12 protein-coding genes are annotated in these 15,595 nt (G+C 47.0%); 6 read left to right on the top strand and 6 right to left on the bottom strand.

Annotated features, from left to right (window positions below; translation table 11 throughout):
• Positions 1–68 precede the first annotated feature (68 nt).
• The 4 genes from AABK39_RS15590 to AABK39_RS15575 form a co-directional block, all read right to left on the bottom strand.
• Positions 69–3,881, bottom strand: coding sequence for a hypothetical protein (locus tag AABK39_RS15590; RefSeq protein ID WP_338392270.1), 3,813 nt, complete (start codon positions 3,879–3,881; stop codon positions 69–71).
• A 559-nt stretch (positions 3,882–4,440) separates the two neighbouring features.
• Positions 4,441–4,587, bottom strand: a complete 147-nt coding sequence (locus AABK39_RS15585) for a hypothetical protein (RefSeq protein WP_338392269.1) — start codon at positions 4,585–4,587, stop codon at positions 4,441–4,443.
• A gap of 254 nt (positions 4,588–4,841) precedes the next feature.
• Positions 4,842–6,026 carry a BamA/TamA family outer membrane protein gene (locus AABK39_RS15580; RefSeq protein WP_338392268.1) on the bottom strand — a complete coding sequence of 395 codons (1,185 nt, stop codon included), beginning with the start codon at positions 6,024–6,026 and terminating at the stop codon, positions 4,842–4,844.
• A 181-nt stretch (positions 6,027–6,207) separates the two neighbouring features.
• A complete protein-coding gene (locus AABK39_RS15575; RefSeq protein WP_338394697.1) occupies positions 6,208–8,265 on the bottom strand; it encodes a S9 family peptidase in 2,058 nt (685 codons plus the stop codon).
• 362 nt (positions 8,266–8,627) lie between these two features.
• Here AABK39_RS15575 and AABK39_RS15570 point away from each other — a divergent pair, with 362 nt between their 5' ends.
• The 6 genes from AABK39_RS15570 (at position 8,628) to AABK39_RS15545 (ending at position 12,981) form a co-directional block, all read left to right on the top strand.
• Complete coding sequence (locus AABK39_RS15570; protein ID WP_338392267.1) at positions 8,628–9,077, top strand: nucleoside deaminase; 450 nt, start codon at positions 8,628–8,630, stop codon at positions 9,075–9,077.
• Positions 9,078–9,125: 48 nt separating this feature from the next.
• Entirely contained in the window at positions 9,126–9,734 is a 609-nt protein-coding gene (locus AABK39_RS15565; RefSeq protein ID WP_338392266.1) for a superoxide dismutase, read from the top strand.
• A gap of 269 nt (positions 9,735–10,003) precedes the next feature.
• Positions 10,004–10,720 (top strand): RluA family pseudouridine synthase, encoded by a 717-nt coding sequence (locus tag AABK39_RS15560; protein WP_338392265.1) that lies wholly within the window; start codon positions 10,004–10,006, stop codon positions 10,718–10,720.
• A 48-nt stretch (positions 10,721–10,768) separates the two neighbouring features.
• The gene (locus AABK39_RS15555; protein WP_338392264.1) at positions 10,769–11,263 is read left to right on the top strand and encodes a low molecular weight protein-tyrosine-phosphatase; all 495 of its coding nucleotides are present in this window, start codon (positions 10,769–10,771) and stop codon (positions 11,261–11,263) included.
• A 30-nt stretch (positions 11,264–11,293) separates the two neighbouring features.
• On the top strand, positions 11,294–12,490 hold the full coding sequence (locus AABK39_RS15550; RefSeq protein ID WP_338392263.1) for a tetratricopeptide repeat protein: 1,197 nt from the start codon (positions 11,294–11,296) through the stop codon (positions 12,488–12,490).
• 242 nt (positions 12,491–12,732) lie between these two features.
• A complete protein-coding gene (locus tag AABK39_RS15545) occupies positions 12,733–12,981 on the top strand; it encodes a hypothetical protein (RefSeq protein WP_338392262.1) in 249 nt (82 codons plus the stop codon).
• A gap of 49 nt (positions 12,982–13,030) precedes the next feature.
• Here AABK39_RS15545 and AABK39_RS15540 read toward each other — a convergent pair whose 3' ends face one another.
• Together AABK39_RS15540 and prfB are read right to left on the bottom strand one after the other, a co-directional pair.
• Positions 13,031–14,218 carry an MFS transporter gene (locus AABK39_RS15540; RefSeq protein ID WP_338392261.1) on the bottom strand — a complete coding sequence of 396 codons (1,188 nt, stop codon included), beginning with the start codon at positions 14,216–14,218 and terminating at the stop codon, positions 13,031–13,033.
• 92 nt (positions 14,219–14,310) lie between these two features.
• Positions 14,311–15,406 (bottom strand): peptide chain release factor 2 gene (gene prfB / locus AABK39_RS15535; protein WP_338392260.1). Its coding sequence is split into 2 segments (ribosomal slippage): positions 14,311–15,345 and positions 15,347–15,406, totalling 1,095 coding nucleotides; the frame shifts between segments, so codons are not numbered across the junction.
• Between the last annotated feature and the right edge of the window lie 189 nt (positions 15,407–15,595).

Here is a 15,595-nt window from a genome sequence, read left to right as displayed (position 1 = left end):
AATAGAAAAGGCTGTATTCCAATGGAGGAAAACAGCCTTTCTTTATATATAAAAGGAGTGCTTTTCGGTTATCTGGCCAATACTTTTCCTACGAACACTTTTTCTCCGATCTCGGCTTTGTAAAGATAAATTCCGGGCTCCAGTCGTTTTCCTTTTCTCAAATTGAAGTTCCAATCAAACGTGCGGGAGCCTAAAGAGGATTCAAGGTTTATTTTGTCAATAAATTTTCCTCCAGGGCTAAAGAAACTGACCGTTCCGCCTACTGATTCCGGGCTGTATATTTCCAAATGCAAAACATTGTTGAACGGATTCGGCCCGACCCTGAACTGGATGTCTCCCGACAGCAAGTCTTCCAATGGAATATCGACTTGTGATCCGTTAAGGGCTATTTCTTTAAGGTTCTCATTTACAGCCAATGGAGTTACGTTTCCGGGTTGGCCAATGTTTATGGCCGTTTGGCCGACGAAAGATTTGTCCTTTACCCTGAACTTAAGGTTTATCAAGTGGTCACCGGATTGCAGTGGGGATCCGTTTTCGATCGGCAAATGCCAAATTAGTGAGGAATTTCCGTCGTTCGGTTTGCCGATATGGCTTTCGCCTTCCGTGACCTCTTGCGATCCTACTAGCTCTAGAGCCTGTTTGTCCCAACTGAAAGGGAATTGGAGGCCGGAGAGCGGAGACTCTGTTTCCGTTTTAATTGGCACGTTCAGTATACCGTCTTTATCGAGAAACGAGATTCCAGCGGTAACATTGACCTCTTGTCCTGTGACTCTGCTGGTAGGCGAAGGACTTAGTTGGGAAACAATGCCACGGCGGAGAGCGGTAAAACTGGCGGTTCCTCCGTCACCGTTCAGTTGTATGAAATATTCTTCGCTCAGATCTTCGTACTCGTTGCGGACGATTTTGTCCAGCTCCGTTTCGGGAACGATTACCCAAGGAGAGTCGTCTTTTTCGATGCCAAGTATTTCCCTTCTTATTTTCAGCACATCGATAGTGGATACTCTTGAGTCGTTATTTACGTCAGCTACAAAGGTCAAATACGGGTTGTCGAATTCGCTGACTCCCAATATGTGTCGGCGAGTCAGTATCAGGTCGGCGACGTTTGGGGAAATGTCGTTATCCGTTTTTCGAGAACCCCTTAAACGGACATTGTCGCCGAGCACAAGGTTCCACTCTTTGATGCCGGCTTCAGGCTCAAAAGTAGCCCAAGGTTGGCCGTTTACGCTGATTTCCCATTGGATTTCATCAAGGTTGTTTCCTTCGTAATCTTCCACGACACTGTTGAGGCTCGCTCTCGGAAGCAGTTTGATAACGGCATCACGTGTTGTGAAAGATGCGTCTGTTTCTTGCTCTTCTTCTACGGAAAGACCTTTGCCGGTGGCGTTCCTGATATTGATATGAACTTTTCCTGTGTCGGCGGAGACAAATTTCAATTGTAGCGCTAGTAGCGTGTCGTTGGCTGTAAGGTTTATAGCTTCGGATTTGTTCCAGTCGAAACTGATTTTTCCGTTGCTTATGTCAGAAAGGTCAAGTGATTGGTTGCCGAGTCTGGGGTTCTCAACACTTTCGACAGAGATTTTTTCCGGGTCCCATTCCAGTCCAAATGCCATTTCTTTCATCTTTTTGAAGTCTTTGACATAAAGAGGCAAGGTCATTTGGCTGTTAATTCCCGCCGATAAGCCAGTCGGGAAATTCAGTGTAACATTATCCATGTAAGGCCTTTGGCCAAAACGTAATTTAAAGCGGTCAAAGGCGTAAGAATCCGGATTTTCCACTACTTGGAACGTGTAGTGATCTTGTTCCCTAAGATTTATCCATATGTCAGAGAAGCTGTCGTAAAGATTAACGTCTCTTTTGTTCGAGAGCAGGTCAAGATCATGGAATTCCATGGTGTAACTACCGTAAAAAGCGGCTCCGTAAGTTAAGGCCATCGTGGAATCTTTCTCGGGATAGGGCATGGAGTTGATGCTCAAGTTATGCGTAGCTTCTTCATCCCGGATAATGCCGGTGGCCTTTGAGGCTAGATACACGTATTTTCCCCCGAATTGAAAGGCGTCCTCGTTTCGTTTGAAAGCGTTGCTGTTATTTTCTCCAAAAAGAAATTTTGTGAAAGAGGAATTTCCGTCTTGGTCTTTTAATCCGAGGGTCAGTGTTTCTGGCATCTGCTCGATTTCGTCAGTACGGTAATGGATCATGTCCCGTTCATTGGTTTTCGCCTCTTCGGTAAACCTGAAGGTTCGGTTTCCGACGGGCCACTGAAAGACGAAAAATGCTTGCCCCGGGGCTATTCTGTCATAAGCGAGTGTGTCGCGTGTGGGGTAATTTGTGATGTTGAGGGAATTGGAATTGGCGTAACTGAGGTAGACTATATAATTGTCGTTGAAAGAATCCCAAACGTAAGCGGCGTGGTCCCAATCGTCTTCGTCGCTTTGTTCGTCTAGCAGATAGCTCCAAGAAAGTGTGCATGCGTACGGATTGGCCACCAAGTTAAAACCGTAGCGCCAAGGGGAGTTGCTGGCGGTAGTGTTTATGTAGACATTTCCCGTGGCGAGTTCGCCTTTTTCGGTAAAAGAGATAGTTCCGTTGTCTATGGCCGAATTATAGAAATACGTTCTGTATCCTTTTCCGGCTTGCAGACTTGTGTTAAAATCCATTATCGGGACCCAGTGGTTGGTGTTGGAATTCCCGTATTGTCCGAAAGTAGCCTCGTCAAATTTCGTAATACTACTTTTTGTGCTGCTTGTAACAAGGTTGAAAAGGGCGTCCCAGTGGTGAAGGGTGTTGCCTTTCACAATGGGACCGATTCTATACCAGTCGGCGGGTCGGTTGTAGCCAGCCGGTTTTTCAAAAAACCGGTCAACAAGCACATCGCCGTCAATATCGATGTCGTTTGGGTGATCAATTTCGGGAACAATAGCGTATTTTCCGGAGGTTGCGAGAAGGTGCAGTCGTCCGTTGGTTTTTATGTCGCCTTTTTTCAGCTCCAATCGTTCCGAGATACGTAGACTGTCGACTATGGTGAGCAGCCCTCCGCCTTTGTCCAATTCAATGTTGGGTACGGTGTGGGTTTCAAGTATCGATTGGTTGTTGTTCTTTTTGAAAATGATCTTTCCGTTGGCGCTAGTTACTTCCGTGGAATGGCTTTTTCCGATCCAGTTGCCTTCAAGTTTAAGTTCCTCGTCCAATAATTTGAGTTTCACCTTATCATTTGTGGTGAAATCAAGCTCCACTTCTACTTTGTCCAAAAGTTCGGATACCTGTACGCCCCCTGTAGGCAGGATTCGGAGATTCCTGTACCCCTTTTTCGCTTTAGGTATATAAATATGTGTATTGGAAGAAGAAAACTCGACTGTTGAGTTATCGTAGGTTTTGATTTCTTTAAAAACCGGCTTCCCGTAAACCGTCATGGAAGCGGTGACAAGCTTCCCTGAACTCTCGACGTAAAGTTTCGTCTTCTGGTCCATTTTAGGGAGTCCGTCTCCGTCGTTTTCCGTTCCGCCTCTTTGCCAGATACCTTCGGTCACAGTCAGTTGGTGACTGCTATAAATATATATGTCAGCGTCGTATGTCTTTCCCTTTTTCTGCGAATTGGAATCTGATTTTAGCCCAAACACAATGCGTCGACAGGTGTAGTTTCCGTTTACATACACGTCCGATTTTTTACTGATTTCCACTATGTCGGAAGGGGAAGGGACGCCGTATGGAGACCAATTGGAAGGGGTGCCCCAATATCCCCAGTTCCCTCCGACCCACTTTTTACTGCCGAGCGGGATTAATGGGCTTGGAGGGGATTGGCAAATGCCTTCACCGCAAATAAGGAAAGTGGCGATAATTGCGAAAACCGACCTGAAGATAATAAGGCGTAAAGTTGTCGTTGCCATGAGATCAATTGTTGAACATAAGTAAGCGAAAGGGGCTGAAAATAAGATGATACTAAGGTCGAGTATCGAGACAAAAGTATTGTGGGAGAATAGGGGAAGGTCTTACAGCTGGGCTTGATTGTAAGTAATTTGAAAGAAATCGATGATTCAAAAATTGATTTGCTCAAAACAGCTCAAATCCTTACCTGATTCAGCTGTGAATAGAATTTTTTATTGAGTGAAAAGCATAATTATACACATGTACAAGGCAACTTAAACTCATGAAAAACGGTAATATAAAGACGGTATAATACAAAAATAAGCCCTTTTGATCCTGAATATGCGCTTATGAGGAGGTATCGTTTTTTCTGATACGATTCTAAGCGAAAAGATTCAACGTGAAAAAAAAGAAGAAAGAACCGTGAGCTCTTTTCATGTGTGTTACAAAGCCTAGTGTCGGTAATATTCCGGGCAAAATGGCTCTCCGGAGAAATTAAGGCCAGAGTATATTTGTAGAGTGGTAAAAAAATGTGTTATGAAAAACTGGTTTACATATATTGTATTTGTGACAACGCTGTGGCTAGCTAGCTTTTCTGGAGGCTTGGCCCAACCGCAACCATCGAGTGCGGGAAAAAGTTCTTCTGGCGCCAGTCATGGCCACGGGGGACATGGTGGCCACGGTCACGGCCATCACCACCATCATAGCCACTGTCACGGAGGTTACCATTGTTATTGCCCCTCAGGCTCATCGCCCGATTCCGAGCTCCCGGGAGATGGGGACGATCCTCCGCCAGATGTGCCGATAGATTCCGGAACCGGATTCTTGTTGCTCGGAGCTTTCCTTCTTGGCCTTTACAAGTTTTGCCCCTCTCTGTTCTCTAAGGCCCAGGATGTCGCATAAACAACCCGGAAACGCCCTATTCCGGAGCCCCGCCCAATATGCGAGACCCATTTTTGATTAGCCCCATTATATTTTTCAGATCAAAACGCTTCGGTGACGGAAAAGAACATCGTGCTTTTTCCGCTCGGACCATAGCCCATGTCCACTCTGAAGTTAACCTTGTCATTGGGTAAGATCTGAAATCTGCCTCCGAACCCGTAAACATATTCCATGCCCCGGAATAGGGTTTTGTCCAAATCTTCAGATGTGTTGCCAAAACCGGCGAAAGCCGTAGAGCCAAAACGCCACCAGATATGCTGGCGAAATTCCGCTTGGGATAAAAACGTGTTGCGACCTACGTACTTTGTAGGTTCGGCGAAGCCCCTTAGCATTCTGGACCCGGCAATACCGGGTAGTTTGAAGAATGGAATGTCTCCACCTGTGCTGATATTCGTAGCTGTTTGAATCGCCAGGACACTTTTGTCCTTGTTGATAGAGAAGTATTGCCTAAAGTCAGCGTTGAATAGGCCGTATGTAAAATCACTGCCATAAACGTCGGAGAAATAAGTGTATGATATCGAATGTAGCCCACCTTTGGATGGGTAGACAGTATTGTTCCGATTGTCGATCTTGATTAACGGCCCGACGCCTACTAACATATTTTCTCCATACCCCGGGGTGTCGGGGGTTAGGGCTTCGCCCAAAACATCATAGTTGTGGGCGTAAGTGAGGTCATATTTGAATCCGACGAAATATTTCTGGCCGATATTCTTCGACACTTCTCCTATGAAATAGACTCTGTCAGTAGTCATTGGGGAGATGTTGTCTTCACCTGAAGGTAGCTCGGGACCATAGAAAACATCTTCTAAACGATAGTAACTAAGTCTACTCTGTATATTCCATTTGTTTTTCGTGAACGATATAAAGTCAAGTTCGACACTGATATGTCCTTTCGTTGAGTAGGAAATCTCGGGTAGAATGGTTGTCGGGCGAAAAAATTCACCCATGCCTGTGGTGTCCGCAGGACGGATTTGAAAGACAGGCATTATCCCGATTTCAAAACCTTTGTATTCTTCATAATCCATTACCGGAAAAAGTCCGTAGGTAAGCCTCCCTTTTTCTCCCGTAAAAATATCCATAGCGTTGCTGATGAATTTCGAGAGCTTGTTCGCTTGGGTAACGGTATCCGCCGGAGTGTTTTCTTGCGCTTTCGCAATCTTACTAAAAAAAAATAGACCGATAAACAAGGCCATTCTCCGTATATTATTCCCTGTCAATTCCTTCATATCCCTCTAAAACGAATTTGCCAAAACAAAAATATGTAATACTATTTGTTTTTCTCTTCGTTAGGGACGTAATAACCTATTGATTAGGTTGCAATCATTTAGATTAAATTTCAAATAATGATAAAGGCGCTACTGATTGAAACGGTAGCGCCTTTTTAGTTAAAATAAAAACTGTGAAAATTTATTGGGCTGTCGGTTCTGTCCAACCTACTCGGTCAAGAAAGAACGCATATTCCAAGGCGGTTTCTTTAAGCGCCTCAAATCTTCCTGAAGCTCCTCCGTGCCCGGCATCCATATTCGTATGTAGCAAAATCGGTTGGTCGCCAGTGTTCATATCTCGAAGCTTCGCCACCCATTTGGTCGGTTCCCAGTATTGCACTTGCGAATCGTGGAGGCCTGAGGTGATCAACAGTCCTGGATAGGCCTGCTTCGTGACGTTGTCGTAAGGTGAGTAACTGAGCATGTAATCGTAATACTCTTTGTCGTTCGGATTGCCCCACTCGTCATATTCGCCAGTGGTGAGCGGAATGCTTTCGTCGAGCATCGTGGTGACTACGTCTACGAAAGGAACGGCGGCCACTACGGCGCGGAACATGTCCGGACGCATATTTATCACGGCACCCATAAGCAAACCTCCGGCGCTACCGCCCATGGCGCAAAGTTTATCTTCGCTGGTGTATTTGTTTTTGATCAAATAATCACCGCAATCAACAAAGTCGGTGAAGGTGTTTTTCTTCTTCAGCAACTTACCGTCTTCGTACCAGCGACGTCCGAGTTCCTCGCCTCCGCGGATGTGGGCAATTGCGTAAACAAAACCCCTGTCAAGCAAGCTAAGGCGGGCGGAGCTGAAATACGGATCCATCGAGTAACCGTATGAGCCGTAAGCGTAAAGCAGGAGCGGCGCTTTTCCGTTTTTCTCAAAACCTTTTTTGTACACCAATGACACGGGCACTTTCTCGCCGTCACGGGTTTCAATATACAGTCTTTCGCTGGCGTAGTTTGTCGGATCGAATTTGCCGCCCAGTACTTCCTGTTGTTTGAGCAATGTTTGTTCTTTGCTCGTCATATTGAAGTCGTAAACCGAGTTTGGCGTAGTCATGGAGTTGTAGCCGTAACGCAGAATGTCCGTGTCGAACTCCACGTTTACGGAAGTGTAAGCCATGTAGGCGGGATCGTTGAACGGCAGATAATAATCGCTCTTGTCTTCCCACTTGATTACCCTGAGGCGGGTAAGCCCGTCTTTGCGCTCGCTCAACACCAAGTATTTTTTGAAGATGTCGATATCTTCCAACAAAACATCGTCGCGGTGCGGGATTACTTCCGACCAGTTCTCTTTGCCCGTTTTGTCAAGTGGCGTTTCCATCAGGCGGAAGTTCTTTGCGTCCAAGTTAGTGTGAACGTAGAATTTGTCGCCGTAATGGTCGATGCCGTATTCTAACTTGCGCGTACGCGGTTGGAAAATACGGAACTCGCCGTCGGGGTTGTCGGCTTCCAGAATTCTGTATTCGCTGGTAAGCGTGCTGGAAGACCCGATAACCAAATATTTGTCCGATTTGGTTTTGTAAACGAACGCGTTGAACGTCTCATCCTCTTCGTGGAACACGACCTTGTCGTTTTTCGGATCGTCGCCAAGCGTGTGCTTGATGATCTTGTGCGGACGGAGGGCGTCGTCTTTTATCGTATAGTATAAAGTCTTGTTGTCATTCGCCCAAGTGATTCCGCCCGTGGTGTTTGGGATCTCGTCCTTGAAAACCTCGCCGGTCTCAATATTTTTCACCTTGATCGTATACTTGCGGCGTCCGAGAGTGTCTTCCGAAAAAGCGAGGAATTTGTTGTCGGGGCTGACACTGCTTCCTCCGAGTTGGAAAAACTCGAAACCTTTGGCCATTTCGGGAACGTCGAGTAAGATTTTCTCCTCGTCTTGCCCCGCTACCTTACGGCAGATGTACGGATATTCTTTGCCTTCCTCGTAGCGGGTGTAGTATACGTGTCCGCGCAAAGTGTACGGCACCGACATGTCCGTTTGCTTGATCCGGCCTTTCATTTCCTCGAACAGATTCTTCTGGAAATCGTCGGTATGGGCCAGTACTTTTTTCGTAAAATCGTTTTCCGCGTTCAGGTAATCGATGACTTCCGGGTTTTCCCGATCGTTCATCCAATAGTAATTATCTATCCGGGTATGTCCGTGCTTGGTCAGCTTCTTCGGATCTTTCCGTGCGTCAGGCGCTTCTTTCATCATGCTTGCCATAAGTTTGTCGTTCTTGCCGCTCTCTGGGGCGCAGGAGCAAAACAAGGCCGCGCCGCTTAGAGGAAGCAACGCTAATCTCGTGATTTTAGACGTAAATTTCATATACTTATCATCAGGGTTTAGATGTGTAAGAGCGTTGGGTGTTGTTTAAAAAATTTGGATAATCAGGTTTTTAAAAGAAAATAGACTTCTTTAAAGTAGAAAAATTAATTGATAAAATAAAAAATCAAGGTTTCGCTATGTTTATCCGTTCCTTGCTGTCGGAAGCCTGTATGCGAGAGTATTTTCATCAAAATTTGCTATATTAAAATCGATATAAGTGATTGTCTCAACTTGAAATTCTAATACTTATCATGGAATTTAGCGCTCACTCAGACGAGCATTTTATGCGCTTGGCTTTGCAAGAGGCCGAGCTCGCCGAGGAAGAAGGGGAAATACCCGTGGGTGCGGTGGTGGTGTGCAAAAAAAGGGTAATAGCCCGGGCGCACAACCAATCGGAACGATTACTGGATGTAACGGCTCACGCCGAAATTCTGGCCGTAACGGCGGCCGAAAACCACCTCGGGGCTAAGTATCTGCCGGACTGCGAATTGTTCGTGACTTTGGAGCCTTGCGTTATGTGTGCCGGTGCGCTTTCATGGGCGCAACTTGGGCGCGTGGTGTACGGGGCTACGGACGAGAAACGGGGATACGCGAAACAGCAACCTCCTTTGCTGCACCCGAAGACGCAAGTCGTTTCTGGAGTCTTAGCCGACGAGTGCGCCGCCTTAATGGACCGCTTCTTCAAAAAATTGCGACGCTGAGCATTAAGATTGCCCTAAAATATTTTGACAACATTAAACGATACTACAATGTCTTTTGAACTTCCAGCTCTCCCTTATGCGTTTGACGCCCTTGAGCCTCACTTTGACGCAAGAACCATGGAAATCCACCATGACAAGCATCACGCCGCTTACGTAGCGAACCTGAACAAGGCTATCGAAGGCACGGAAGCGGAAGGCCTTTCTTTGGAAGACCTGATGAAGAACATCAGCAAGTTCGGTCCGGCCGTTCGCAATAACGGTGGTGGTCACTTCAACCACAGCTTGTTCTGGACTGTACTTTCTCCAAACGGAGGCGGAGTTCCTACAGGCGCTTTGGCCGAGGCTATCGATGCCACTTTCGGTTCTTTCGATGAGTTTAAGGCTGAATTCGCCAAAGCCGGAGCTACCCGTTTCGGTTCGGGTTGGGCTTGGCTCTGCGTTAAGGCTGACGGTTCGCTTTGCGTTTGCTCTTCGCCAAATCAGGACAACCCGTTGATGGACGTGTCTGAGTGCCCGGCTACGCCTATTCTCGGACTCGACGTTTGGGAGCATGCTTACTATCTTCACTACCAAAACCGTCGTCCGGATTATATTTCGGCGTTCTGGAACGTTGTGAACTGGGAACAAGTTTCGAAAAATTTCGAAGCGGCCAAGTAAGCCTTTCCGAAAAATATTGAAGGCGTACTGACTTTACGCCTTCATTGCATCTTCTTTTATATGGCAAATCAGATAAACCCTGGGCGATAACCTGCCCGGGGTTTTGTTTTTGTTCGAATCGGGAGTCCCTTTGCCTCTAAGTCAACTGTTTTGGGCCGATTACCGGTCTCGCATTTCCGTTTCGTCGCTATTTTTATCAATTTTGCAAACTGGACTTTCTGCTGTTCCGAAAAAGCGGAAATACAATCCGGCCGCAAGACGCGACATTTATGAAAAGAATTAGATTCGAAGACCTTATAATATTTGAGAACGACAATTACGTGGTGGTGAACAAACCGCCCCGTTTCTCAACCCTTGACGATCGCCATGAGGATACCAGCGTTCTTTCGTTGGCCAAAGCTCATGACGAAGAACTTCAGGCTTGCCATCGTCTTGACAAAGACACCAGTGGCGCATTGGTATTCGCTAAAAATCCAGAAGCTTACCGTAACCTTTCTATACAATTTGAGAAAAGGCAAGTGAACAAAGTTTACCATGCGGTGATCGACGGTTTGCACGAGTATCACGACAAGGTTTGCGAACTTCCCATCCTTCCTTTGAAACACGGTGTGGTGAAGATCGATTACTCAAAAGGAAAGCCGGCGGAAACGCTGTTTAACACTTTGGAAGGCTATAAGCGCCATACGTTGGTGGAGGCCCGTCCGAGAACTGGGCGTATGCACCAAATCCGTATTCACTTGGCCGCGATGCGTACGCCGATTACCGGTGACACTCGTTATGGCGGGAAAGAGCTTTTCCTTTCGGAGATCAAGAAGAAATACAATATCGGCCGGTACGTTGAGGAACAGCCGTTGATCGGACGTTTCGCCCTCCATGCTAAGAGTATCGAGTTTAAGGATGTTGACGGGAAGGTGATCTTTGTAGAAGCGCCTTATCCGAAAGATTTCCGGGTGCTGATCAAGCAATTGGACAAAAACAGACGATGATTTTGGCGAAAGCCTGAATTCTGGATTTCTAAAAATAGTGTTGATATCATGGCTAAAGTGTTATTCGTGTGTCTCGGCAATATTTGTCGCTCTCCGCTAGCCGAGGGAATTTTCGACCATTTGGTTAAAGAAAAAGGCCTTGAGGGTGTAGTCGAATCTGATTCGGCGGGAACGGCGGCTTATCATTTGGGCAAAAATCCAGATCCGAGGTCCGTTGCGGTGGCGAGGAAATACGGAATCAGGCTAGACCATCGTGGGAGACAGTTTGTCGAGGAGGATTTTGAAGACTTTGATTACATCATCCCGATGGACCAGTCGAATATGGATAATATCCGTAGATTGGAAAACGGTGTCACGGACGATTATAGGCTCGTAATGATGCGGGATTTCGACACAATCGGGACGGGAGAGGAAGTTCCGGATCCGTATTACGGAGGCGATGACGGCTTTGAGAACGTTTATAAGATGTTGAGAAGGTCTTGCGAGCGTTTGTTGGACCGTATTTTGGACGAGCAAGCCTTGGAAAACGGCACCCGGACATAACGGCGGTGCCTGAGACATAAAAACGGAGAAATGAGGTGGTTCAGGAATATATTGATCATGATAACCTTTTGCGCAACGTGCGTCTTGAACGCCGGTGCTCAGGTTGTCGAGAATAGCCGTATCGAAGGCACTATGCTTTTGACGGATCTGAACGCCCAAATTGCGTCTACGGAGATGCTTAACAGCATCTACGGATACGATTTTGACAAAATGGAACAATGCTTTGCCGAGCTCAAGGAAGAGTACGGCTGGCACCCGATGCCTTATTTTCTCCGTGGCCTTGCCGAATGGTGGAAGATTGAGCCCAATATAGAAAATAAGGCTTATGACAAGCGCTTTTTGGCCTATATGGACACCTCGATAGCTTTGTGCAAAGGCATTTATAAGATTGATCGCACAAAGGTTGAGGCCTCTTTTTTTCTTGCCGCTTCACATGCTTTCAAAGGAAGGCTTCTTGGCGAGCGCAAGCAATGGCGCAAAGCGGCTACCCAAGCCCGTCTGGCGCTAAAGTATATGGAGGAATGCTATGAGCGCTCGGAAATGAGCCCCGAACTGCTTTTTGGCGATGGCCTCTATAATTATTTTGTGGAGTGGATTCCGGAGAATTATGCTGTGTTGAGGCCAATCATGCTTTTCTTTCGCAACGGCGATAAGGAAAAGGGAATAGAGCAATTGCGGGAAGTGGCCAACAATGCGTTTTATACTCGTACGGAAGCGCAGTTTTTTTTATTGAGAATACTTAATCTGGAGGGGAAACACAAAGCGGAAGTTCTGCGTATAACCGGTTACTTGCATAAGCTGTATCCCGAAAATCCCGTTTTCCATAGGTACTACGCCCGGGCGCTTTACGCCACAGGCCAGCACACCGAAATGAAGGCGGCTTGCGAGGAAATTCTGCAAAAAATCGATTCCGCAAGCTTTGGCTACGGACCAAACGCGGGGCGATATGCGGCGTTTTTTCTTGGGCAATACCATGAAGTTCGTTTGCAATTCGATAAAGCCAAAGAGAATTATCTTAGGGTTTTGGAGTTTGTAAAAGAAAACGGATACTATGAATCGGGGTATCATTTGTATGCGCTTTTGAGCCTTGAGGAGATGGCCGCGAGAGATGGAAATAAGAAGGAAGCCGAAAAATACTTCAAAACGATAAGGAAGTATGCCAAGCGAAATCACGGGGCTTTCAAAAAAGGAAAAAAGATCTGGAAGAAAGCAAAACGTTCTTCCTGAGGCTTTCAAAAAGCCCTTATTCGTATTTAGCGGGCACCTTACATGATTTTTTTGGTAGCCTTTTGAGGAAACGCCCTGACAAGTCCTAGGTTTCGGCTATAATTTGCCGAATATGTAACCAAACTTAGGGTTTTCTATACAAACGTATTTTTTCGTCTATTCCGAACCAAAAAAGAAAAGTCGTTTTTCTACTTTTGAGTGTCCCTGAATCCACAAGCTATCCCGAGTTTGTTATGAACAACATGTCTCCATCCCATTTCTATGCCCTCTCTTGGCCATTGCAAAAGAGTCTGCTTGGAAACGAAGGCGAACTTGTAGGAAAACGGTATTCGATTTCCGGCAGATTGGTAAACCTTTACTGTATTTACGACTTTTATGTCGAAGTGCTCTTCGATAAGGACTGTCGCTGTTTTGATCGCCTGCGGGTAATGGATTCGGCTGATTCCGATGATTACCTGACGGACGTTAATTTACCGGATGACCTAATCTGAATTGGGCGTAAATAGGGCCCGAAGAATCAATCTTCGGGCCCTATTCTTTTTAGGAAGCCAGTGCTTTGTCCGTTGATCTTTTGCGGAAAGCGAGAAGGTAGAAAAATGTGAGTGCGCAAAGCAAAGCTCCCGTCGAAAACGCCAGATTCAGCCTCTCCGGATTGTTGTCATACAATGCGGCCGATACCAGTGCGCCTCCGCCAATACCAAGTTCCAAAGCGATATACATAGTCGCTATGGCTTTTCCGCGCTTGTTCGGGTCGCTTATGTCGATTGTCCAAGCGTAAAGAGCCGGAGTAGTGGACCCCGAACCGATTCCGAATATCACCGCGCCGGCCAAGAAAGTGGTTTGCGTAGTGGCGAAGCCTGTGACCAGTAGGCCTATCACGGTTATCCACAAAGTAATCAACATTACGTTGACACGTCCGTACTTGTCGGACGCTTTACCGGCGAAAAACCTGCAACACACCGACGCGATTGTGAATACGGTCAGGTAGATTCCTTTATTGTCAAAACCAAGATGTTCCGAGAAATCGGGAATAAGCGTCAACATTATTCCAAAAGAGAACATCGTGAGTAATACAGCAACCGCGGCGGGAAGTGTTTTGGGCTCGATTACGTCGCCGGGGCTGATTCTGAGATGCGATGCCTTGAATTTTTCGGGATTTGGCAAAGTCTCTTTCATTCCGAACAGAATCAGAACGGATATGGCAGCTATAATGGATGACGAGTAAAACAGCGCTTCCAAGCCGAAAGCGTTGGTGATGGCGCTGCCGAAAAGGGGAGACAGGGCCATTCCCGTTGTGCCGGCCATACCCAAAAGGCCCAAAGCTTCGCCACGCCTTTCGGCCGGAATGATATCGGCTACGTATGCGCTTGTGGCTGTCGGTTTAAAGCCTGTGGAAAGTCCGTGGACAAAGCGCAATAACAAGAAGCCGAATACGCTACCCACGAGCGGATAAAGAAAACCGCAAAGGACGCATACGGCTACGCCGAACATCATCACGGGAATTCTGCCGACTTTGTCGGTGAGTTTGCCGCTGAATGGCCTGGACAACCCAGCCGTTACGGTGAAAATGGCGATAATCCAGCCTTTGTAATCCGCTCCGCCGAGTTTGGTCAGGAAGTTGGGCAACTCGGGTAAAAGCATATTGAAACTACCGAAAAACAGGAGGCTACTGGTACACAGCAACCAGAATTGTCCCGTGTAGATTCCTTTTTTATCCTTACTCTCCATTCTTTCCCTTTGTGTAGATGTTTAGGTGTAAAAAAGCCTTGCCCGAGAGGGACAAGGCTTCTGATAGCTTGAATGTCCGTAAAGGTTAACGGTCAGTCTTTTTCATTAGTGTTGTATCCCATCAGGAATGCCTTGATGTAGTCGTTAATGTCGCCGTCGAGTACGTTTTGTACGTCTGTGCGCTCATGTCCGGTACGGGCGTCTTTGATGAGTTTATACGGGTGCAACACGTAGTTACGGATCTGCGAACCGAAATCGATCTTCATTTTCGAGCTTTCCACTTCGGCCTTGGTGGCGTTCCGCTTCTCGATCTCGATCTGGTAAAGCCTCGATTTCAACATCTGCATGGCTTTTTCCTTGTTCTGCAACTGCGAACGTTCCTCTTGGCATTCCACCACGAGTCCCGAAGCGGAGTGGCGCAAACGTACGGCGGTTTCCACCTTGTTTACGTTCTGCCCGCCTTTACCGCCAGAGCGAAAAGTTTCCCAAGTGATGTCGGCCGGGTTGACCTCGATGCTTATCGTGTCGTCAACTTCCGGGTATACGTATACTGAACCGAACGAAGTGTGACGGCGTCCGCCGGAGTCAAACGGCGAGATGCGCACCAAGCGGTGTACGCCGATTTCCGACTTGAGGTAGCCGTAAGCGAAATTTCCGGTGAATTCGAGCGTAACCTGCTTTACGCCGGCCACGTCGCCTTCCTGATAGTTGAGCTCGCGGACTTTGAAGCCGTTCTTCTCGCCCCACATCAGGTACATCCGCATCAGGATAGAGCACCAGTCCTGGCTTTCCGTTCCGCCGGCGCCCGGGTTGATCTCCATAATGGCGTTGAGCTGATCCTCCTCGCCGCTGAGCATTTTTTTGAATTCCAACTCTTCCAGGGCCTCGATGGCTTTGGCGTATTCGGCCTCAACCTCCGCCATTTCCACGTCGCCTTCTTGGTAGAATTCGTACAGTGTCTCGACGTCGTCGGAAAATCCTTCGACTTTCTCGAAAGCGTCGGTCCAAACTTTTTTGTTTCGGATGCTTTGTAGCACTTTTTCGGCCTCTTTCGGCTCAGTCCAAAAGTCCGGTTGGGTGGTCAGGAGTTCTTCCTCCTCTATTTCTTCTTTCTTCGTGGCGTAGTCAAAGGTACCCCCTCAAGGCCGAGATGCGCGCCTTTAATTCCTTAAGCTGATCGCTTGTCATAATCGGGTTGATAATCTGTTTAACGGTGATGTCCGACGGTTTCCTACATTTTCAGGAGGCCGTAAAGGAAGTATAACCGCCTGAGGCCGGATCCGTTCGGATAAAATTTCCCGCAAAAATAACTCGATTATCTTTAAGTAGTAAGGAAAAAGTGAAGAGTGTTTGGCTCGGGGGCCGTAAACAAGAAAA

The sequence above is a fragment of the Fulvitalea axinellae genome, assembly GCF_036492835.1.
GTDB lineage: Bacteria > Bacteroidota > Bacteroidia > Cytophagales > Cyclobacteriaceae > Fulvitalea > Fulvitalea axinellae.
This window is presented reverse-complemented; position numbering and strand designations above follow the sequence as displayed.